At 60.5% G+C, this 21,558-nt stretch carries 25 protein-coding genes; 21 read left to right on the forward strand and 4 right to left on the reverse strand.

Going from position 1 to position 21,558, the window contains the following annotated elements:
* Positions 1–212: 212 nt before the first annotated feature.
* The 15 genes from ACMGFM_RS06860 to ACMGFM_RS06925 all read left to right on the forward strand — a co-directional run bounded on the left by ACMGFM_RS06860 (position 213) and on the right by ACMGFM_RS06925 (position 14,137).
* On the forward strand, positions 213–2,102 hold the full coding sequence (locus ACMGFM_RS06860) for a 2-oxoacid:acceptor oxidoreductase subunit alpha (RefSeq protein ID WP_436901698.1): 1,890 nt from the start codon (positions 213–215) through the stop codon (positions 2,100–2,102).
* Between the two features lies 1 nt (position 2,103).
* Positions 2,104–3,042, forward strand: coding sequence for a thiamine pyrophosphate-dependent enzyme (locus ACMGFM_RS06865; protein ID WP_436901699.1), 939 nt, complete (start codon positions 2,104–2,106; stop codon positions 3,040–3,042).
* 76 nt (positions 3,043–3,118) lie between these two features.
* Positions 3,119–3,547: an HTH-type transcriptional regulator LrpA1 gene (gene lrpA1, locus ACMGFM_RS06870; RefSeq protein ID WP_436901700.1), complete on the forward strand. Its 429-nt coding sequence runs from the start codon at positions 3,119–3,121 to the stop codon at positions 3,545–3,547.
* A gap of 45 nt (positions 3,548–3,592) precedes the next feature.
* The gene (locus tag ACMGFM_RS06875) at positions 3,593–5,110 is read left to right on the forward strand and encodes a DHH family phosphoesterase (protein WP_436901701.1); all 1,518 of its coding nucleotides are present in this window, start codon (positions 3,593–3,595) and stop codon (positions 5,108–5,110) included.
* Positions 5,111–5,156: 46 nt separating this feature from the next.
* Positions 5,157–5,948, forward strand: a complete 792-nt coding sequence (locus ACMGFM_RS06880) for a CBS domain-containing protein (RefSeq protein ID WP_436901702.1) — start codon at positions 5,157–5,159, stop codon at positions 5,946–5,948.
* Between the two features lie 179 nt (positions 5,949–6,127).
* A complete protein-coding gene (locus ACMGFM_RS06885; RefSeq protein ID WP_436901703.1) occupies positions 6,128–6,445 on the forward strand; it encodes an RPA12/RPB9/RPC11 RNA polymerase family protein in 318 nt (105 codons plus the stop codon).
* Between the two features lie 225 nt (positions 6,446–6,670).
* Complete coding sequence (locus tag ACMGFM_RS16645; protein WP_495849253.1) at positions 6,671–6,871, forward strand: DUF8106 domain-containing protein; 201 nt, start codon at positions 6,671–6,673, stop codon at positions 6,869–6,871.
* A gap of 521 nt (positions 6,872–7,392) precedes the next feature.
* Positions 7,393–7,806, forward strand: a complete 414-nt coding sequence (trxA, locus tag ACMGFM_RS06890) for a thioredoxin (RefSeq protein WP_436901704.1) — start codon at positions 7,393–7,395, stop codon at positions 7,804–7,806.
* Between the two features lie 82 nt (positions 7,807–7,888).
* Positions 7,889–9,241 (forward strand): FAD-dependent oxidoreductase, encoded by a 1,353-nt coding sequence (locus ACMGFM_RS06895; RefSeq protein WP_436901705.1) that lies wholly within the window; start codon positions 7,889–7,891, stop codon positions 9,239–9,241.
* Positions 9,238–10,488 (forward strand): M20 family metallopeptidase, encoded by a 1,251-nt coding sequence (locus ACMGFM_RS06900; RefSeq protein WP_436901706.1) that lies wholly within the window; start codon positions 9,238–9,240, stop codon positions 10,486–10,488. The genes ACMGFM_RS06895 and ACMGFM_RS06900 overlap by 4 nt, the downstream gene beginning before the upstream one ends.
* 113 nt (positions 10,489–10,601) lie before the next feature.
* Positions 10,602–10,838, forward strand: a complete 237-nt coding sequence (locus ACMGFM_RS06905; protein WP_436901707.1) for a sulfurtransferase TusA family protein — start codon at positions 10,602–10,604, stop codon at positions 10,836–10,838.
* Positions 10,835–11,980: an NAD(P)/FAD-dependent oxidoreductase gene (locus tag ACMGFM_RS06910; RefSeq protein WP_436901708.1), complete on the forward strand. Its 1,146-nt coding sequence runs from the start codon at positions 10,835–10,837 to the stop codon at positions 11,978–11,980. The genes ACMGFM_RS06905 and ACMGFM_RS06910 overlap by 4 nt, the downstream gene beginning before the upstream one ends.
* 2 nt (positions 11,981–11,982) lie before the next feature.
* Positions 11,983–12,600, forward strand: a complete 618-nt coding sequence (locus ACMGFM_RS06915) for a helical membrane plugin domain-containing protein (protein ID WP_436901709.1) — start codon at positions 11,983–11,985, stop codon at positions 12,598–12,600.
* Positions 12,601–12,662: 62 nt separating this feature from the next.
* The gene (locus tag ACMGFM_RS06920; protein ID WP_436901710.1) at positions 12,663–13,001 is read left to right on the forward strand and encodes a thioredoxin family protein; all 339 of its coding nucleotides are present in this window, start codon (positions 12,663–12,665) and stop codon (positions 12,999–13,001) included.
* Positions 13,002–13,018: 17 nt separating this feature from the next.
* Positions 13,019–14,137 (forward strand): aminotransferase class V-fold PLP-dependent enzyme, encoded by a 1,119-nt coding sequence (locus tag ACMGFM_RS06925; RefSeq protein ID WP_436901711.1) that lies wholly within the window; start codon positions 13,019–13,021, stop codon positions 14,135–14,137.
* 170 nt (positions 14,138–14,307) lie between these two features.
* On the opposite strand, the gene ACMGFM_RS06930 is transcribed toward ACMGFM_RS06925, so the two are convergent.
* Positions 14,308–14,880 (reverse strand): DsrE/DsrF/DrsH-like family protein, encoded by a 573-nt coding sequence (locus ACMGFM_RS06930; RefSeq protein WP_436901712.1) that lies wholly within the window; start codon positions 14,878–14,880, stop codon positions 14,308–14,310.
* 2 nt (positions 14,881–14,882) lie between these two features.
* On the reverse strand, positions 14,883–15,128 hold the full coding sequence (locus tag ACMGFM_RS06935; protein WP_436901713.1) for a sulfurtransferase TusA family protein: 246 nt from the start codon (positions 15,126–15,128) through the stop codon (positions 14,883–14,885).
* Positions 15,129–15,376: 248 nt separating this feature from the next.
* Here ACMGFM_RS06935 and ACMGFM_RS06940 point away from each other — a divergent pair, with 248 nt between their 5' ends.
* The 6 genes from ACMGFM_RS06940 to ACMGFM_RS06965 all read left to right on the forward strand — a co-directional run bounded on the left by ACMGFM_RS06940 (position 15,377) and on the right by ACMGFM_RS06965 (position 20,321).
* On the forward strand, positions 15,377–16,570 hold the full coding sequence (locus ACMGFM_RS06940) for an MBL fold metallo-hydrolase (RefSeq protein ID WP_436901714.1): 1,194 nt from the start codon (positions 15,377–15,379) through the stop codon (positions 16,568–16,570).
* 7 nt (positions 16,571–16,577) lie between these two features.
* Complete coding sequence (locus ACMGFM_RS06945) at positions 16,578–17,135, forward strand: YeeE/YedE family protein (RefSeq protein ID WP_436901715.1); 558 nt, start codon at positions 16,578–16,580, stop codon at positions 17,133–17,135.
* 58 nt (positions 17,136–17,193) lie between these two features.
* Positions 17,194–17,655, forward strand: coding sequence for a YeeE/YedE family protein (locus tag ACMGFM_RS06950; RefSeq protein WP_436901716.1), 462 nt, complete (start codon positions 17,194–17,196; stop codon positions 17,653–17,655).
* A gap of 14 nt (positions 17,656–17,669) precedes the next feature.
* Complete coding sequence (locus ACMGFM_RS06955) at positions 17,670–18,851, forward strand: inorganic phosphate transporter (protein ID WP_436901717.1); 1,182 nt, start codon at positions 17,670–17,672, stop codon at positions 18,849–18,851.
* A gap of 257 nt (positions 18,852–19,108) precedes the next feature.
* Positions 19,109–19,273 (forward strand): DUF7512 family protein, encoded by a 165-nt coding sequence (locus ACMGFM_RS06960; RefSeq protein ID WP_436901718.1) that lies wholly within the window; start codon positions 19,109–19,111, stop codon positions 19,271–19,273.
* On the forward strand, positions 19,263–20,321 hold the full coding sequence (locus ACMGFM_RS06965) for a sulfite exporter TauE/SafE family protein (RefSeq protein ID WP_436901719.1): 1,059 nt from the start codon (positions 19,263–19,265) through the stop codon (positions 20,319–20,321). Before ACMGFM_RS06960 ends, ACMGFM_RS06965 begins: the two co-directional genes overlap by 11 nt.
* A 182-nt stretch (positions 20,322–20,503) precedes the next feature.
* On the opposite strand, the gene ACMGFM_RS06970 is transcribed toward ACMGFM_RS06965, so the two are convergent.
* On the reverse strand, positions 20,504–20,734 hold the full coding sequence (locus ACMGFM_RS06970) for a YgaP family membrane protein (protein WP_436901720.1): 231 nt from the start codon (positions 20,732–20,734) through the stop codon (positions 20,504–20,506).
* A 343-nt stretch (positions 20,735–21,077) separates the two neighbouring features.
* On the reverse strand, positions 21,078–21,558 hold a 481-nt coding region (locus tag ACMGFM_RS06975; RefSeq protein WP_436901721.1), incomplete at its 5' end, for a transposase.

Consider the following 21,558-nt stretch of genomic DNA (forward strand, 5'->3'; position numbering starts at 1 on the left):
GGCGATTCCCGCCTCACCACCCAGTTCCGATTCTTCCTGAACGATTGTGTACATTAGCACCTGTTTTCTTTCACTCTGCAACTGATGGTGGGGGTATTTCGCTGTTTATTTGTGGTGATTAACCATGTTGAATGTTATTTTGTAGCAAGGCTTTAGTCACGAGGCCGATACAGTCTATATATGCTGTGTACATGGATTGAGAGGTGGTCTCTATGACCGAGACGTTGATGTGGCGGATTGCGGGGGGGTCGGGTGACGGCATCGACTCGACAAGCCAGAACTTCGCCAAGGCGTTGATGCGCTCGGGACTGCACATCTTCACGCACCGTCATTATCCGTCCCGGATTCGCGGCGGCCACACCTACGTCGAGGTGCGGGCGGGTGAACAGCGGGTGCGCTCCCGGGGCGACGGCTTCAACTTCCTGCTCTCGCTTGGCGACAGCTTCGCGCGCAACCCAAGTGAGGACGCCTACTACGGCAAAGAGGAACTGAAGCCGCTGACCGAGCATCTCGACGACCTCAACGAGGGGGGTGTCATCGTCTACGATACCGGGCTCATCGACGAGGACGACGTCGCCGAGATTGGACTCGAGGAGCGCGCCGAGGAAAACGACTGGCACGTCTACCCGATTGACCTGCGGGCACTCGCCCGTGAACACGGCCGCGAGGTGATGCGAAACACCGCTGGCATCGGTATCACGGCGGCGCTGCTGGATATGGACACGAGCTACTTCGAGGAGCTCATCACCGAGGCGATGACCGGGGAGACGCGCGACCAGAATCTCGATATTCTCGACCGCGCCTACGAGCGGGGCCGGGAGTTCGACATCACCCACGACCTGCGAGCACCCTCGGGCGAACACGACAGCGAGATGGCGATGCTCAGCGGCTCGAACGCCATCGCTTACGGCGCACTCGACGAAGGTTGTCGGTTCATCGCCGGCTATCCGATGACTCCGTGGACGGACGTGTTCACGATTATGTCCCAGAACCTGCCGCATTTCGGCGGCATTTCTGAACAGGTCGAAGACGAGATTGCGGCCGCATCGCTCGCGCTGGGTGCCTCACACGCTGGTGCGAAGGCCATGTCTGGCTCGTCTGGTGGCGGGTTTGCGCTGATGAGCGAACCGCTTGGGCTGGCCGAGATGACAGAAACGCCGGTGGTCCTCGTCGAGGCAATGCGGGCCGGCCCGTCGACAGGTATGCCGACCAAACCCGAGCAGGCCGACCTCGAACACGTGCTCTACACGAGTCAGGGCGACTCCTGTCGGGTCGTGTTCGCGCCGGCAAACGTCCGGGAAGCCTACGACCAGACGCGCAAGGCCTTCGAGATGGCCTACGGCTACAACCTCCCGGCAATTGTGGTCTACGACCAGAAGATTCAGGGTGAACTCCGGACTGTGCCCACTGACTTTTTCGACCGCGAGGCCACGGCCGGAATGGACGGCGTACTCAGCGAGGACGAACTCGCCGACGCAGCCCACGACGCCGCCGGGAAGTTCCAGCGCTATCGCCACGACGTCGAAGATGGCTCGAATCCGCGGTCGATCCCGGGCCAGAAAGGCGGTCGCCATCTTGTGACCGGCAACGAGTCGATGGAGGTCGGACATATCTCCGAGTCACCGGACAACCGCGTGGCACAGATGGACCGCCGGATGCGCAAACTCAGTTCGATTCGGGAGGACCTCGACGAGATGGATTCGTCCCACCAGACCTACCACGGCCCTGCAGACGCAGACCGAGCGATCCTCGTCTGGGGGAGCCAGCAGGACACGGTCTTCGAGGCTGTCGACCGACTCAACGCCCGCGGCGAGTCGGTGAAAGCACTTGGCGTGAGCGACCTGATGCCCTACCCGAAGACTGAGGTGACGGCCTTCCTCGAAAGCGTCGAGGAGTGTCTGGTGGTCGAGATGAACGCTACCGCACAGTTCCGCGGGCTGACACAGAAGGAACTCGGCCGGTTCGGGCCGAAACTGACCAGCCTGCTGAAATACGACGGCGAACCGTTCGAGCCCCACGAAATCGTGAGCGGGTTCGAGGAGATGAACAGCGGTACCCAGCCGGAGGGGAACATGCGACTCGAACCGGCAACTGGTGATTGAGATGTCAGCATTCACAGCCATCGACACGGAAGAACAGGCAGAGAAAGAGGACTTCACGCCCGCAGTCGAGCCACAACCGACGTGGTGCCCGGGTTGCGGTGACTTCGCCGTCCTGAAGGCGCTGAAGGGGGCGATGCCGGAAGTTGGCCGCACTCCGGAGGAGACGCTGCTCGTGACTGGAATCGGTTGCTCGGGCAAACTCTCCAGCTACTTCGAGAGCTACGGCTATCACGCCATTCACGGGCGGTCGCTGCCGGTCGCACGGGCGGCAAAACTCACCAATCCCGGTCTCGAAGTCGTCGCAGCAGGCGGTGATGGTGACGGCTACGGCATCGGTGGGAACCACTTCATGCACACTGCCCGCGAGAACCACGATATGACCTACATCGTCTTCAACAACGAAATCTTCGGGCTGACGAAGGGGCAAACCTCACCGACGAGTCCGAAAGGCCACAAATCGAAAACGCAGCCAAGTGGCAGCGCAAAGGACCCGGTCCGACCGCTGACGCTCTCGCTGGCCTCTGGTGCTTCCTTCATCGCCCGAACGGCGGCGACGAACCCACGACAGGCCCAAGAGATTCTCGTCGAGGCAATCGAACACGACGGCTTTGCCCACATCGATTTCCTCACCCAGTGTCCAACCTGGAACAAGGACGCCAAGGAGTACGTCCCCTACACCGACATCCAGCAGGACGACGAGTTCGACTTCGACGTGACTGACCGGCGGGAAGCCGCCGACATGATGTACGAAGCCGAAAACCGCCTCTACGAGGGCGAGGTGCTGACCGGCCGGTTCTACCGTGACGACAACCGGCTCTCCTACGGTGAGGAGAAACGCAAAACCGGCGAGATGCCCGCCGAACCGCTGGCTGAGCGGTACTTCGACGACGACGCCGCGTGGGACCGGTCGGCCGACGAACTGCTGGGTCGACACACCTGAGCGCCACAGTTTGTCCGGGTGAATTTCGCTTTACGGATTCGGAAGATATTTTTTTGGTGGTGGTAAAGAGTAGTACATGAGTGCAGAGGCTACGGAACAACGTATTCTGTCGGTTCTGGAGGAAGACGCCCAGGCATCGTACGCGGAGATTGCCGAGCGGGCGGATGTCTCGAAGCCGACCGTTCGCAAGTACATCCAGAAACTCGAAGAGGAGGGCGTGATTGTCGGGTACTCTGCCGATGTCGACCCAAAGAAACTCTCTGGGCAGTCGATTGCCATCGTCGGTGTCGACGTCGAGAGCGAGCAGTACGTCGAGGTAACGCGACAGCTCAAGGAGCTCACCGCCATCGAATCGCTGTACACCTCGAGTGGCGACCACACGCTGATGGCCGAGATTCGCGCCTCCGACGGGGACGCACTCGGCGAAATTATCAACGACGAAATCATGGAACTCGACGGCGTCAGCGCGGCTCATCCGTCGTTCTTGCAGGAACGACTCAAGTAACGACGGACCGCTGGATGTTTTAGTCGGTCGGCCACAACTGCTAGTATGACACAGCGGCTGCTTCTGGGCGACGGCTCGCTTCTGGAAACTGTTGCCCAATCAGTCTCCGAGCAGCCAGGCACATTGCAGGTGGGCACGGACGACGTTGCGCTCGCAGACTCGCTGCAGCAGCGCGGCGTCTCAGTCGCCGAGTTCGACCGAATCGAGCGCGACGAACTCACTCGGCTCGACCGGCCCGATATCGTCGGCGTCTTCTTCGAGGACCGAGCACGAAACGTTCAGGTCTCTGAGGCTATCGGGGCTGTCTTTCCTGAGGCCTATCTGGTCAGTTACACCGGCTGGTCAGCCGCGGCTGGAGACGAACGCGACCAGATTCGCTCGCTCGCAGACCGCGTCGTCGACCCCCGTGAAGGCGTTGCTGAACACGTTTCCGCCCGGGTTGGTGGCCGTGGCCAGCGAATGCGACAGCTTCAGCGTATTCTCCGTGACATCGAGCATCTGGCGGTCGTGACACACGACAACCCTGACCCAGACGCACTTGCCAGCGCGCTGGCACTCGGGCGAATCGCTCGCGCCGCTGGCTGTACGGTCGACGTCTGCTATTACGGAGAGATTACTCATCAGGAAAACCGCGCGTTTGTCAACGTGCTGGAGATGGACCTTCGCAATCTCGACTCTGACGATGACCTCGCGGAGTTTGACGGAATTGCCCTGGTTGACCACTCACGGCCGAGTGTTAACGACCAACTTCCCGCCGACGTGGCTGTCGATATCGTCATCGACCACCACCCGCCGCGGTCACCAGTCGACGCACAGTTTGTCGACCTTCGGAGCAGCGTCGGCGCAACCAGTACGCTCCTCGTTGATTATCTCGACCGGTTCAACATCCCCTTCGACGCCGGAACTGCCACGGCCCTGCTGTTCGGCATCCACATCGATACGGACGGATTCTCGCGAGAAGTTGCACAGGAGGATTTCGCCGCGGCGGCACGACTCGTCCCTGAGGTCGATTTCGGGATGCTCGACCGGATCGAGTCGCCGAGCATCAGCCCCCGGACCTTCGAGACGATTGCCGACGCGATCAGCAACCGCCGGGTCGAAGGGCCGGTGCTGATGACCTGTGTTGGTGAGCTTGCTGAACGCGACGCGCTGGCACAGGCCGCCGACAGACTCCTGAACATGGAAGCCGTCACGACGGTCCTGGTCTACGGGATCAAAGACGGGACGATATTCGTCTCGGCACGAGCCCGCGGCACGGATATCGACCTCGGTGAGGCGTTGCGGGACGCGTTCGGACAGATCGGCAGCGCAGGTGGCCACGTCGATATGGCTGGCGCACAGCTCGAACTCGGCGTGCTCGGCGATGTCGAGCAGAGCGATTCCCTCGTGAAAATCGTCGAAGAGATGGTTACTGCACGATTTCTGGATGTCATCAACGCCGAGATGAGCTCTGTCGCGGAGAGTCCCTACGCGACTGAATCCGAAATCGACGCGGAGTATCTGGGCGCAGACCCCGAGGTGAGCGACGAGCAGTCCTCGACAGATAGCACCGAGGAGTCGTAGCTGACAGACGAGAGGCTTTTCGGCCCCCCGCCCCTCAGGGAGGGTAATGGCAGACCAAGAGAAACCGACCGTCCGAGATTATATGACGCAGGACGTTGCGACGGTCGCGCCCGAAGATACGGTCCGTGACGTGGCGGAACGGATCGCACAGAGCGACAACCACAGCGGGTACCCGGTCTGTGATGGCCGTCACGTTGAGGGGTTCATCAGCGCACGTGACCTACTGCTCGAAGACGAGAGCGAGCCAATTTTCAAAGTTATGTCGACGGACCTGCTCGTTGCCCACCCTGATATGAAACTCAACGACGCCGCCCGGGTGATCCTCCGCTCTGGGATTCGTCGTCTCCCTGTCGTCGACGACGCCGGGAATCTCGTCGGCATCATCTCCAACTCCGACGTGATCCGCAGCCAGATCGAACGTGCAACGCCCGACAAGGTGAACAAACTCGTCAAGACGCTGGAAAATATCCACGATATCGACGCCACCGAAAGTCGCCGTAACGTCGTTATCTCGGAACTCACACCCACTCAGGGAAAGGTCTACGCCGACGAACTCGAAGGCCGTCGGTACGAACTCCAGCGAGGGCTTGCCGAGCCGCTGGTCATCATCGACACGCCCACGGAACTGTTGCTCGCCGACGGCCACCACCGCGTGAAGGCCGCCAGCCAACTCGGTATCGACGAGATGGACGCCTACGTCATCGAAATTGAAGCCCCGGTCGAACTCGGGATGGCCGAAACCGCCCGGAAAGAGAACCTCGAAACTGTTGACGATATCGACGCCGTCGACTACGCCCACCACCCACTTGTCGAGCGCACGCAGCGGCTACAGGAGTAAGCGTTCGTTACTTTCCTTTCAGCGTACGAGTGTCCCACCAGTCACTCTCCAAAACTCACCATCTGGGCCGAGTGCTCCGCAACCAGTTGCTCGATGTCGAGCGGGCCAACTGCTGGCTGATATCCACGGCGGACTGGAAGCTAACACATATATCTGACAACCGTGCATGGCTACGGTATATGCAATTCTGTGACGAGTGCGGTTCGATGATGCACACGGAGGAAGACACGTGGGTCTGTCGCTCCTGTGAGAACGAGGAGCAACGGGACTCACAAGCGGAAGCGGCGATGGCAATTCAGGATGGACAGCAGGACGAGGGGGCACCCGATGTGGCCGACGCGACACAGGACGCCGCCGAGACGATGGAGGTGTCCTGTCCGGCCGAGAACTGCAACAGCGACCGGGCCTCCTCCGAGATGCTGCCAAAGCCGGGCGGCTCCTACGAGGTTCGGCTGTTCACCTGCGTCGAGTGCGGCCACAAGTGGCGCGAATCCTGACGCCGCATCTCGCGACCCCTTCCTCGTGGCCTCGTCTGTTGTCTCCCCCCAATTGACACACCGTTCGTGGATTCCACAGCCGACTAATAACCCTTGGACAACCGAGTAATAATAGGTTACAAATACTGTGCTCTGTACCGGAACGTCGTGAATTCGTGTTTTGCAGGGATGACCGATCAGAGGGCGACCAGCACCCTTATACATATTCGCATTGTAAAGTATTGAATGGTTCCCTCCAATAACCACGCTGAGCGCCGGCTGCCTGAGAAGGCAACGCTCTACTGTCCGAAGTGTACACACGAAAGTCGAATCAACGGAGACTGGATACTCCATGTCCACGCTACCTATCTCGCCTACGAATGCCCCGAATGTGGAAATACGATTGAGTCCCGGTCAGATGGACCAGACGTGATTACTCCGGCGTAGGGGTACGATTCAGCCCACGGGCGCTTTTCAGTAGATCTGTCGCCGCAGACGTTTCTTCTGCAATGCTGATATCTGGGGTGAGGTCCAATATGATGGGCACTCAGTCGCTAGATGGATACTCTGTATGCAGCACGTCAGTTGTGACAGGGCTCAGAGTCGTCAATCCGACGCTACTGACGAGAACGCGCGAGTGCAGCAGCGGTGATTTCAGCAGCAACTGGCAATAACTACTGAGTAGACCCCTCACAAGCGTGCTATCAGTGCCATTCCAGTCCAGATTGAATTTAGGAGGCCATGGGTGAGGGTCACGACTGACAGGCTTTCTGTCCGTCCGTAGATGGTGCCGAGAACGGTAACGATACCCCCTGTGATTTCGGAGGTTTCCGCCCGGACGCTGACGACAACCTTACCGCACACGTCGACAGCGTCGGCTCTCACTCTCTGTGAGGTGTTCTTGACCAGAACAATATTGTGCAATACACACAAAACAGATAAGTTTCCACGGCTCCAACAGTGAACTGATGTCAGACGAGATTGAAGCGATTAAGCGGCAGAAATTAGCGGAGCTTCGTAACCAAGCAGAGGCTGGAACCGCAGAGCAGTCCGATTCACAGAGCCTTCCAGAGCCGGTTTCAATCAGTGGTGGGGCAGAACTGACCGAACTAACAGACGAGTTCGACACCGTTCTCGTTGACTTCTACGCCGACTGGTGTGGACCGTGTCAGATGCTTGAACCCGTTGTCGAGACGATCGCTTCCGAGACCGAGGCAACCGTGGGAAAAATCGACATTGACGCAAATCAGCCCCTTGCCGCCGAATACGGCGTTCGTGGCGTTCCGACGCTACTGCTGTTCGACAACGGACAGCCGGTTGAACGACTGGTCGGAATGCAGAGCGAAGAACAACTCCGCTCTGTTGTCGAGCAACATACCTGAACTCTCCCGAAACTCACGCGTTTGTGCATAGTATTGTAGTATTCACGAAATACTTTTGCACCTGTCGCTCTTACTCCCACATATGAGCGACACCTTTGTGATCGTTGGCGGTGATGCTGCAGGGATGAGTGCCGCGAGTAAGGCAAAGCGGGAGAACCCGGAGATGGACGTAATCGTCTTCGAGAAGGGCGAGTGGGTATCCTACGCCGCCTGTGGGATGCCGTACTACGTCAAAGGAGCGGTCGAGAATCTGTCGGATCTGGTCACTGTCACGCCCGAGCAGTTCCGCGATGAACGCGACATCGACCTGCGAACCGGCCACGAAGTCGTCGAGATCAACCCCGGGGCCGAAACTGTCACTGTGGAGGGGGGCAGTGAGAGGGTCGAGCAGTCCTACGACCACCTCCTCGTTGGGACAGGAGCAACCGCAGTCGAACCACCATTCGACGGGCTGGGTCTCGACGGCGTGTTCACTATTCATGACTTACCCGAAGCCGAGGCTATCGAGGACTACGTTACCGAGTACTCGCCCGATTCTGCGGCAATCGTCGGCGGTGGGTACGTCGGAATCGAGATGGCCGAGGCACTGTCGGAACGAGGGCTGGACGTTTCTCTCTACGAAACACTGCCGCACGTGCTTCAGCCGTTCGGCGACACGCTCGCGGACGTCGTCGAGGAGCACCTGCAAACACAGGGTGTTGACCTCCATCTCGATACCGCAGTTTCGGGGTTCGACGGCAGAGAGGCCGTGGAACATGTTGTTCTCGAAGACAACGCACACGCGGCCGACATCGCAATCGTTGGCGTGGGCGTAACGCCGAACACAGGTCTTGCAGCTCAGGCAGGAATCGAACTGGGGGACACCGGTGCTATCGCCACCGACGAATACGGGAGGACGAACTACGAGAACGTCTACGCGGCGGGTGACTGCGCTGAGGCCCGACACGTCGTCACCGGCGAACCGGCTCACGTTCCGCTCGCGCTGACTGCAAACCGCGCAGGCCGGGCAATCGGCCAGACCGTCACCGGCGACCCGGAGCCTGTCGGCGGAACCGCCGGGACAGCTATCGTCAAAGCCTTCGAGCTCGGTGCTGCCAGAACTGGAATCGTCGACGAAGAGCGCGCGCGAGCGGTCGGGTTCGACCCGGTATCGGTCTCGATATCGGCACCGTCGCGGGCGCATTACTACCCCGACGGGGAGGAACTCACCGTCACGTTGCTGGCCGACTGCGAGTCCGAGCTGGTACTGGGCGGGACAGTCGTGGGTCGAGAGGGGGCAAAGCGGATCGACACGATTGCGATGGCACTCACAGCAGGCCTGACGGTCTCCGAACTTCGCGACTCAGACTTGGCCTACGCGCCGCCGTTCAGTCCCGTCTGGGACCCTGTTCTCACGGCAGCAAAAGTCCTCGACGGCAAACTTGGCGAGTCATGAGCGAGCCCACGCCAGTCGAATACGTTCGTGAGAACCGCGAGGAGCTCATCGAACTGGCTCTGGACTTGCTTGTGGTCGACACGTCAAATCCGCCCGGTGACACACGTGATATCGTCGCGGAGGTCGAGCGGTTTCTCGGTCCCAGCCCTGTCGAGACCGAGCGGTTCGTGGCCGACCCGGCCAAGCCGAATCTCCTCGTTCGTCTTCCGGGCAAATCAGACAGAACTCTGCTGTACAACGGTCACCTCGATACTGTGCCGTTCGACAGAGACGCGTGGACGCGCGACCCGCTCGGCGAGCACGTCGATGGGCTCGTGTACGGCCGCGGTGCAACTGATATGAAAGGCGCAGTCGCGTCGATGCTGTTTGCGATCCAGGCCTTCGCCGCGACATCCACCCAGCCGCCCGTCACCCTCCTCGTTGCACTTGTGAGCGACGAGGAAGTTGCCGGTGACGCTGGCTTGCCCGCGCTCATGACAGCTGGACATCTCGACGCCGACGCCTGCCTAATCGGCGAGCAAACCTGTGTAACGGGCCGACATTCTGTGACAGTTGCCGACCGCGGCAGCATCTGGTTGACGCTCGAAGCAACTGGGGAGAGCGCCCATGGGTCACGCCCAGTCCTCGGTGTCAATGCGATCGACCGGCTCTACGACGCCGTCAGAATCCTCCGTGAACGGTTCGGCACGAAGCGGCTCGATATCGACCCAACGCTAGAATCAGTTATCGACGACTCCGTCGAGTATTACACCCCATCGATGGGCGAAAACGTTGCCAGTGACCTGTTTCGATACCCGTCTATCAACCTCGGCGTGCTGGAGGGCGGCGAGGCGGTCAATAGCGTTCCGCAGTCTGCTCGCGCCGAGGTCGATATCCGACTGACTGCGGGCGTCCAAACAGCTGACATACTCTCGGAGATCCGGGCCTGTGTCGACGACTGTGAGGGTATCACAATTGCCGACGTCTCCTGGAGCGTCGGGACCGCAGAAAAGCCCAACAGTCCACTCGTTGAGGCTGTCACGTCGACGGCAGAGGCGACCACAGGCCAGCCAATCTTTCGTCGGAGCGCAACGGGTGGCGGCGACGCCAAGACGCTCCGCAACGCTGGCATTCCAACCGTCGAGTTCGCACTCGGAACTGATACCGTCCATGCGCCAGACGAGTACATCCCCGCCGAAGCGCTCGTCGACAATGCGGCCGTCTACACGCAGGTCCCGGTCGCGTGGAACTCACTTCTTGACCGGTAATCGGCGTACGCCCTGAATTTGGCTGTTCGGTAGCTCATCAAACGTTTTCATAGTATTGGAATAGTAGTACAATATTAATACTCCCCGGCCGTACGACTAGTTGTGAGATTGCCATGACTGATATCGAACCTGACGAGACGGTCGACGCTCGCGGCGCAGCCTGCCCGGGTCCGCTGATGGACCTCATCGGACAGATCCGCAACGCCAACTCCGGTGCTGTGATTCGGCTCCTGAGCGACAACGAGCAGTCGCTCACCGACGTTCCGGAGTGGGCCGAGGAGGCAGGAAACGAACTGCTCGCGGTTGAAGAACTCGACAGCCACATCGAGTTCTACGTGGAGAAAGCATGACCGAACACATCGTCATCCTCGGTGGCGGGACCGGCGGTACCGTCCTCGCGAATGACCTTGCCGACCGTCTCGAACCAGAGCTCGACGCCGGAAACGTTCGCGTCACACTGGTCAATGACGGCCCCGACCACGTCTACAAGCCGGTCTGGCTATACGTGCCCTTCGGCCAGCGCGAACCGGACGATGGTCGACGCCCGTTGGCCGAGCTGGTCGACGATGACGTGGACCTCTGGATCGACCGTGTGACCGACATCGACACCGACGACCAACGACTTCGGTTTCGCGACCGCGCCCGGTCTGTCGAGTACGACCACCTCGTGCTTGCTACTGGCTCGACGCTGGCACCCGAACAGATTCCGGGACTTCCCGAGGGGGGACACGACTACTACAGCGAGTCCGGCTCGATTGCCCTCCGAGAGAATCTCCTGGAGTTCACCGACGGCCACCTCGTGTTGAGTGTCATCGGCTCACCCCATATGTGCCCGGCAGCACCGCTAGAATTTGTCTTCATGGCCGACGACTGGTTCCGCGAGCGCGGCCTCCGCGATGATATCGAGATCACGTACACATACCCGATCCAGCGGGTCCACGGAAACCCCCACATCGCCGAGTGGGCCCGCCCGCTTATGGACGACCGCGATATCAGCGTCGAGACCTTCTTCAACGCCGACGAAATCGGCCCCGAAGCGCAGACAATCACCTCGATGGAGGGGACCGAACTTGACTATGACCTCCTCGTCACGATCCCACCTCACGCTGGCGTCGACCTGATCGAAGAGGCTGGTCTCGGCGACGACGGCTGGGTCGATGTCGACAAGCGGACGCTCGAAGCCGACGCGGCCGACAACGTCTACGCACTCGGTGACACTGCTGACACCGGCGTCCCAAACGCAGGCAGCGTTGCCCACTACCAGGCCGGTGTCGTCGGCCAGCGTCTCGCCAGCGAGATCCGCGGTCGGCCAGCGACAGCGAGCTACGACGGCAAGACACTGTGTTTCATCGAGACGGGGATGGACGCGGCGTCGTTCGTCGAGTTCGACTACGAGAATCCGCCGTCGCCAGCGCCGCCCTCGGAGAAACTCCACTGGTCGAAACTGGCCTACAACGAATCCTACTGGCTCACTGCACGGGGGTTGCTCTGACCATGGCCGAAAGAGAACACTCCGGTCAGGCTGACCTCGAAACCGCCATCGAGCAGAATCCAGAGGCAGTTGCGGAGTTCGTCGAACGTCTCGACGCCGTCAACGAACTGCTCGACGTGCTCTCGCTGGGCGAGAGTGCCCTCGACGACGAGATGGTCCGCGACCTCTCGGCGACCGGATCGACGCTCGCCGAATCCGCAGACGGCCTCGCAACTGACGAGACGGTTGCGCTGGCCGAAACGGTCGGCGAGCACGGCGACGAACTTCGGGACGCGCTCGAAACGGTGCTTGCGCTCCAGCGAAGCGGCACACTCGACGAACTGGCCGAACTCGCCGAAGTCGGGTCGCTGGCGACTGCCGCGCTCGACGACGAGATGGTCACCTCGTTGGCTGGCACCGGCGCCGCCCTCGGAGAGGTCGCCCAGACCGCAGCGGACGACGACACCCGCGAGGGCCTCGAGACACTGCTCGCGGGGGTCGGCGAAGCACAGCGAGAACCCGCCGAACAGGTCGGTGCAGTCGGCCTGGTTCGCAACCTACGCGACCCGGACGTTCAGTACGGGTTCGGCTACCTGCTGGCGCTCGCGGGCGCGATTGGCCGCAGTCACGCTGAGGAGTAGTACCCTCTTTGTATTGTACAATATTCACAAGTCTATTAACTACTCGGCGCGTATCTCGACCAATGACAGCACAAAAGACAGACGGCGCTGGTGTGGTTTCGCTCGGTGACGGCGACATCGAGACGGCAGTCGGAGATGAGGAGGTCGCACTCGTAGAGTTTTACACGGAGTGGTGTGGCTCCTGTCAGCAGATGCAACCGACCCTCGAACGGATTGCCGCCGGCACTGAGGCGACGGTCCTCACAGTCGATGTCGAGTCACATCTCGAAACCGCGATCGAATACGGCGCACAGAGTACGCCGACGTTCGTGTTGTTCGCGGACGGCAGGCCGGTGAAACAGCGTAAGGGTGCACAGTCCGAGCAGTCGCTCCGGGACCTGATTGCCGACCACAGCGAGTAACCACTGGAGGAGTATCGATGAAACTACGAGAACTTCGCGCCGATACGCCTGCGCTGAGCGAGGGCAGTTACCTGAACTTCGGCGCACACGGTCCGAGTCCGCGCTACGTCGTCGAGGCCGCAGACGATTTCGTCCGAACCCACGAGTACGATACGACCGCACAGAACGACCCGTACGATGTCGCGTTTGACGCCTACGACCGGGTGCGAACCCGCGTTGCCGACTTCGTCGGTGCAGACGCCGACGAGATTGCACTCACCGAGAGCACCACAGCGGGCATCAATGCCATCGCGAACGCGATCGACTGGCGCCCCGGCGATACCGTCGTTCGAACTGACCTCGAACACCCCGCTGGTACGCTCCCGTGGCAGCGACTCCAGGCGGAGGGTGTCAACGTTCGTGTCGTCGAAACCGAGGCCGGTCGTGTCGACCCCGAGGAGTTCGCCGACGCCGTCAAGGGTGCACGATTGGTGTGTTTCAGCGCGGTGACGTGGACCCACGGCACACAGCTCCCCGTGACCGAACTCGTCGATATTGCTCACGAGGCCGGCGCGCTGGCGCTCGTCGACGCCGTACAGGTGCCTGGACAACTCCCGATAGATGTCGGTGCGTGGGGCGCAGACGCCGTCGCGGCAGCGGGTCACAAGTGGCTGCTGGGGCTGTGGGGTGGGGGCTTTCTGTACGTCGACCGCGATGTCGCCAACTCTCTCGCGCCCAGAACAGTCGGCTACCGGAGTGTCGAGACACCGACTGCAGAGCCCTACGAGTTCGCGGCTGGCGCTCGGCGATTCGAGGTTGGGTCGTCGAATCCAGCCCCACACGTCGCCTTGGCCGAGGCGATCGACGTGATTGACGAAATCGGTGTCGACCAGATTGCGGAGCGGATTCGACAACTGACTGGACGACTCGCCGCTGGCGTCCCTGACGAGCGACTTCACAGTCCCGCAAGGCCCGAATCGGGGCTCGTAACAATCGCTGTTGCTGACCCCGAAGCGACGGTCCAGCGGCTCGCTTCCGCGAGAATTGTCGTCCGCGCGTTGCCGACACCGAAGGCCATTCGTGCCTCGGTCCATGCGGTCACCGCCAGAGCAGAGATCGACCAACTGCTCGACGCGCTCGACTCCGAGTGGGAGTGAGGATACCGCCGGATTCCGCATTCGTTTCTAGCCAACTTCTATACCAACAGAGAGTCCGTTGACCTCGCTAGTCCGTGACGCGCAGAAAATAGCGTGCGACTCGTTCGTTGCAGGTTCCGCCCCGGTGAGGACCCACTGATCCGGGAGTGAGTTCGACTCGTGTGACTGAATCAGACGAGCAGTTGGATATCGACGTCAGCCATATCCTGGAGGGCAGTCGCTGCGCCGACGCCAGTCGTGACGCCGTCGTAGAATTCCTCCTCGTCGTATCCCATCAGGTCGATAGTCATCTGGCAGGCCTGGAATTCGACGCCCATATCGAGGCTCGTTTCCAGAAGCTCTTGGATCGTTGCAGTATCGTTGTCGTCGATTTTCCGCTCCATCATCTTCGTCGTCACGCGGTCCATGCCGGGCAGTGCCGCGATGGCGTTGGGCACGGGCATACTGGGGTTACCAACGGAGCTGAGTTTGAGGTTTTTCGAGCGCTCTTCGTGCAGGATGTCCAGTCCCCAGAACGTATGAAAGACTGTCACATCGTAGCCGAACGCGGCGGCGGTGCTGGCGAGAATCAGCGGCGGGTAAGCCATATCCAGCGTGCCCTTCGTCGCGATGATACTCATCTTCTTGTTGTCGTCCTCGGCCGTGGCTTCGGCCAGTGCACCTTCGAGTTCGTCGACGCGTGCGGCTAACTCCGCACGCGAGGGCACGTCGTCGGCTGGTGTGTCCGGTGTATCAGTGCTCATCGTCACTCCGTCTTGCGGACGTAGTGTTTGTACACGTCGGTGCCTTCCTCCTGGTCGACGAGTTCGACGCCCTGGGTTCCCGCGGCCCAGCCGTCGATATCACTCATACTTCCCGGGTCAGTTGCCAGTACTTCGAGGATGTCGCCCTCGGCTAAGTCGTCGATTGCAGACTTCGTGTTTACGACCGGCATGGGACACGATGCACCTTTCACGTCGAGCGTCTCCGTAACGTTGAATTCCGTACTCATTGGTTATACGCTCCGTTGATCTGTCTTGGAGCTATCGCACAATACCGACTCTGTGGTTAAAAGAATGTTGATCCTTGTGGTTAAACCGAACTACTGTACAATCCTGGCTCCTGTACAACAGCCATCTGATGGCTCAAAATAGTTGTTTCTCTGGTTAGGCTGAAATATGCGGCCAGTTATCTTGTAAGAATAGTGCATTTCTATGCAAATCCTTTTGTACGTCCGGTCGGTACTAATGAGTGTACAATATGAACCCGGAAGATTTTCCGACACCTGACGTTGAAGTCGAGCCAGTTGCACCGGACACGCTGAAAGGTCGTCTCGACGCCAACGAGGAACTCACGCTTCTCGACGTCCGAATGCAGTCGGAATACGAGAAGTGGCACATCGACGGCGAGGCGGTGACGTCGATAAACGTCCCGTATTTCCAGTTCCTCGACGAGGAGATCGATGACGCTGTTCTCGATTCTATTCCCGACGACCGCAAAGTGACCGTCCTGTGTGCGAAAGGCGGGGCCAGCGAGTACGTCGCGGGCACGCTCGCAGAACGCGGATACGACGTGAATCACCTCGAAGACGGGATGAACGGCTGGGCCAGCATCTACGAGGCTGTCGAGGTCACCGAATACGACGGTTCGGGGACACTGTTACAGTACCAGCGACCCTCTTCGGGCTGTCTCGGCTATCTTCTCTCCGACGGCGACGAGGCCGCAATTATCGACCCACTCCGTGCGTTCACCGACCGCTATCTGGACGACGCTGCGGAACTGGGCGTCGACCTGAAATACGCACTGGACACTCACATCCACGCCGACCACATCTCAGGAGTCCGCGAACTGGCCAACAACGGCGTTGAAGGCGTCATTCCCGAGGCTGCTGTCGACCGCGGCGTCACTTATCGGGACGAGCTGACGACTGCCGCGGACGGCGATACCTTTGAGGTTGGCAACGCCACCATCGAGACCGTCTACACGCCTGGTCACACGACTGGGATGACCTCCTATCTCGTCGACGATAGCGTGCTGGCGACCGGCGACGGGCTGTTTATCGAGAGCGTCGCGCGCCCGGACCTCGAAGAAGGCGACGAGGGCGCCCCCGACGCAGCGCGCATGCTCTACGAGTCCCTGCAGGAGCGCGTCCTGACGCTCCCTGACGCAACGCTGGTCGGCGGTGCTCACTTCAGCGACGCTGCTGAACCCGCCGACGATGGCACATATACTGCGCCGCTCGGTGACCTCGTCGAAGAGATGGAGGCACTCACGATGGCCGAACAGGACTTTGTCGACCTGATCCTCTCGGATATGCCGCCGCGGCCAGCCAACTACGAGGAGATAATCGCGACGAACCTCGGCCAGAACACTGTCGACGACGAGGAGGCCTTTACCCTCGAACTCGGTCCGAACAACTGCGCCGCGAGCCAGGAATCGCTCGCGGGAGACTAACCTACCGATGGTAGCTGATCCACTCGTCCTGCAGGTGGCCGCCGACCTCTTCCCGAACGGCGTTAGCCGGTACGCCGTCGGTGGGCTACTGGTCGGTCTCGGAGCGGTCGTAATCTACGTCGGAACTGGGATTTCGGCGGGAGCGAGTACGTTCCTCGAATCGACGCTGTCGTACGTCTCGGACCAGTCGCGGTTTCAGCAGTACGTTCGTTCGCGTGACTGGCGGGTCGTCTTCACGCTCGGTATCATCCTCGGCGCGGCGCTGTTCGCGGTGACGGTCCAGTCTGGGCTCGTCACGACCGCACTGTACGAGCCCGGAACGACCGGCCAACTGTACGAGGTCGGTGGCATGACATTCTGGTCGACCGACGTCCAGCCGTGGCGGCTGTTCGCTGGTGGCGTCCTCGTCGGGATTGGAACCAGAGTTGGGAAAGGCTGCACGTCTGGTCACGGCGTCTGCGGGGTCGGGTCAGCGTCGAAGACGTCTCTCGTCGGCGTCGCGACGTTCCTCCTGGTCGCAATCGGAACTGCCCAGCTCGTCGCAGCACTTGGGGTGAGTCCATGATCTGCGAGCCCCGAGCGTCTCGGAACACGCGGACGGGAGCGAACGGAGGTGGCGACACGTGAGCGAACGCCGCCACCCACTTTTCGTGCCGCTGATTCTGTTCGGCGGCGTCATCTTCGGGTTCGGTCTCGGATTCAGCCAGATGGCCCGGCCGGAGGTGGTGCTGAATTTCCTCCAGTTCGAGGACTTCGGGCTGGTGTTCGTCATGTTCGGGGCGGCCATCGTTACCGGGATTGCCTTTGCGGCGATGCCCCGGATTCGTGACGGTGCGCCGCTGACCGGCGACCGGTACGAACGACGGCTGAAACCCTTCGACCGCAACGTCGTAATCGGTGGCGCCATCTTCGGTGTCGGTTGGGGGCTGTCGGGTATCTGTCCCGGAGCGGCTTACGCCAGCCTCGGCGTCGGTAACGTCACCATCCTCTGGGCGCTGGCTGGGATGTTCGTCGGCGCGTACATCCAGGGGTACTGGCGGAGTCAGACAGCCGACTCCGGCGCGACTGCAACGCGGGCAGACTGAGCTGTTCTTCACCAATGGAGCCTTCACTAATTGCACTCTTCGTAATCGCGAGTCTCGCCAGTCTGTTCATGGCGTGGGTTATCGGTGCCGGGTCCAGCGGCGCAACTCCCTTTGCACCCGCCGTCGGTGCCAACGCCATCTCGACGATGCGCGCTGCCTTCGTCGTCGGCATCTTCGGATTCGCCGGCGCGGTTATCCAGGGTGCGAACGTCTCTGAAGCCGTCGGTCGCGGTCTCGTCGGCGGCGTGAGTCTTCCAGCCACAGGAGTCATCACTGTCCTGCTAATCGGTGCCGGACTCATGGCTGTCGGGATCAAGACCGGCTATCCCATCGCCACAGCCTTCACCGTTACTGGCTCGGTCATCGGTGTCGGCCTCGCTCTCGGCGGGGATCCAGTCTGGCCGAAATATCTCCAGATCGGTACCGTCTGGGTGCTAACGCCTATCGTCGGGGGCGGCCTCGCGTACGGCATCGCGAGTGTTCTTCCGCGAGACGACGCTCCGGAACGGTACACCGTTGCACTCCTCGCAGGACTCGTCGGTGCAGTGTTGGCTAACGTCAACGTTGCCTATCTCGGTCCCGGCGATTCGATGGGGTCGCTCGTCGGCCTCGCTGGGCGACTCCTGGGGATAGAGGGAGTTGCGATGGCGGCCGTCGTCACCCTGTTCGTTGCGGCGGCGATTACTCTCATCGTCTCGTGGGACATCTCACAGGACATGAGCGGCGGTCTGCGACGGGTCCTCCTCGCTCTGGGTTCGCTCGTTGCCTTCTCGGCTGGCGGGAGTCAGGTTGGCCTCGCAGTCGGCCCGCTGCTCCCGCTTCTCGGTGACCTGGGGATGGTCCCTGTGTCCGCCATCCTCGTCGGTGGTGGTGTGGGCATGCTCGTCGGGTCGTGGACGGGTGCGCCGCGGATGATCAAGTCACTCTCGCAGGACTACTCCTCGCTCGGACCTCGTCGCTCGATTTCCGCGCTGGTTCCCTCGTTTCTCATTGCGCAACTGGCCGTCCTCCTGGGCGTGCCAGTCTCGTTCAACGAGATCGTCGTCAGCGCAATCATCGGAAGCGGGGCGGCCGTCGGTGGCGGCGAGGCGATCGACTCTCAGAAGATTTTCAGGACAGTCGGCGCGTGGGTGGGGTCGCTCGCCCTGGCGCTGGCCCTCGGTTACGGCCTGACTGCGTTGTTGCCGTTCGTCTGAGTCGGGCCGCCCGCGGCGGCGGGACGAGGAATCTGTTTCCTGTCGCGCGGTTCTCGATCTGCAACAGTCTCAGGTCCAGCCCCGCACTATCCACCACCATCTCGTATCCATAAGTTATCGGTACTCCCAGAGAGGTTACTGGGATATAGTATTGTATGATTGTCCCAAAACCGTTATATTGGGGGATGGAGTAGGCTATATTGAGTAGAAATGTGCCAACTCCGAATTACTGTGCTCGCGTATCAGCAGGTGAATAGATGCCAGGACTAGAGCTGCCGTCGTGGGACCCAGAGACTGCCGTGCTTATCGGGACGATTCTGCTGGAAGCAGTCGTTCTGTACGTGACTTACGGTGGACTCGAACGGCTTCTCGGTCCCCGCGTTATGAAGCTGCTCGTCGGAGGTGATGAACATGGTCAGTAGCGTCCTTGGCGGGCTAGGGCTGCTGGAATCGAGCCCAGAGATGCTCGCGCTGTTTGTCGGCTTCGGCCTCGTTGTTGGGATCCTGTTCGGATTCTTCGGGATGGGTGGGTCCTTTCTGGTCACGCCCGCTCTGTTGATGCTCGAGTATCCCGCACCGGTCGCGGTCGGGAGTGGGATGGCTTTCGTCTTCGGTACGGCGGTCATCGCGACGCTGAAACACCACGACCTCGGGCAGGTCGACTACAAACTCGGCGTGATCATGATCACCGGGACGACCATCGGCATCGAGGCCGGCCGCGCCAGCGTCTACTATCTCGAATCGCTCGGGCTCGCGGGTGGTATCATCAGCGTCGCCTACGTCGTGTTGCTCGGCGGCGTTGGAGCGATGGTTACCCGCGACGCGATGACCGGCGACGGGGGTGGTGGGATTGACCACGAGGCCACAGACACTGACCTCAGCGAATACGAGATTCCCGACATTGCGAAGACGATCCAGCAGACGGTCCGGATTCCACCGATGGTGACGCTTCGTGGTGACGTTCGCGTCTCCGTGTGGGTTATTACGACCGTCGCCTTCGCGACCGGCCTCCTGTCGGGCTTTCTCGGCGTCGGTGGTGGGTTCATCCGGATGCCCGCGATGATCTACGCCATCGGCGTCCCGGTTCCGGTGGCTGTCGGGACTGACCTGTTCGAGATTGTGTTCTCCGGCGGCCTCGGAAGTTACCTCTACGGCCAGGGCGGTGGGGTCGATCTTGGTATTGTCGTGCCGCTTTTGTTCGGCAGCGCCCTCGGTGCCCGGGTTGGCTCTGCCGCGACGGCTGTGGTCGACGCTGATGGGATCAAGATCTACTTTGGGGGAATGCTACTAGCTGGAGCCACCGCAGTCGGCATCGGCGAAGTTGGCTCCTATCTCGGCAGTCCGGTGCTCGAGATGGTCGGGCTGGTGATGGTCATCGGCGCGGCAGTCGTTGTCGCCCTCGCGATTCTCTATAGCTCGGTCGTCTCGCTACGAACGACACGCGATGGGTCCGCCACGGTTGCGGACTGAGCGCGTTCGAGAGTTTTCTGTCACGTGTCCCGGTAACTGGGAACTGTCGTTGCTCTACGTACCCCACCGTGAGGGAATTAGGTACAAGTGAACACAGGATGCGGAACGCGAACTGCAAGTCGGTGCAGAAATGACTGTTCGATTCTTTCGACGTTCAAAAAGAGCAGTCCGTGTCGACTGTTCTAGGACGGACGCGAGTCGCGTGGGCAGGAGTCAACACCGAGCAGGGAATAGATCGGACAGGTCCCCACCGTTGCCGTGGCGAGCATAATGATTGCAACGAGGCCGAGCACGGGTGAGAGGGCCGCTGGAAGCGGAAGTGCGTTCAGCAGAATCCCAATCGAGACAAGGCCGGCTATCGCACCTGCTGTCGTTCTCAGCGTCTTATCCGTCGAACCGACATTTTGGTTCATACTTCTATGTAACGGCTCTACTACTATAAAGGTGGTGTTGAAAGTAATGTACAATATTATTCGTGCCAAAATCGGTCAAATCCTGTCAGCGGAAGCTGGACAGGAAAAATTACAGCAGAATATAGGGTCTGGTTCACAATACTAAATACGCCATGGCACATAGCTAGCACTGTGATAGACAACAAACAGAAGCGAACGTTTGCTGCAGCGGCGATGCTCGTCCAGGGAGCGGTGACTGCACTCTTCCCGCAGGTGAGTGTGAAGGTACTCAAGCTGCTGCTTAGCAAAAACTTCGACAATACGTCCCAGTTGGAAGCAAAGCCCGCGTACCATTCGTTCTAGTTTAGTGGCGGTCAAAGCCGAACTCACCTCGTTCAACCTGCTCACGTAACCGATCTCTGTGTGGATTTGGATTTCGTGACGCCCACAGCAGCAGCTCATCTAAATCCGGCAGTTCGTAGCCCAACTCGACCATGAGATACAGCTGGATCAGATGAGCGTGGCGTTCAACGGCTAGCGAACAGCGACGGCGAGGGAGCCGCGACGCCGACTCGTCGGCGTCTGCGGCGGCTTCGGCCTCTCGCTGTCTTGCCTCAAGCGACCGTAATTCATCCACGATTACACGACTCATCATCAACGAAATCGCCGCCATGATGATCAGCGCCTCGATGATGTAGGTGTCGGTCGTGTTGATTTCGTCCAGGCCGAACCGCGACTTCAACTCCTTGAACAGCAGTTCGACCTCCCAGCGCGCCCGATAGAGCTGCGCGATATCGGGCGCGCTATAGTCGTCTTTGCCGAGATTCGTCAAGTAGAGATGGTGC

Source organism: Halovenus halobia, assembly GCF_051414135.1.
Classification (GTDB): domain Archaea; phylum Halobacteriota; class Halobacteria; order Halobacteriales; family Haloarculaceae; genus Halovenus; species Halovenus halobia.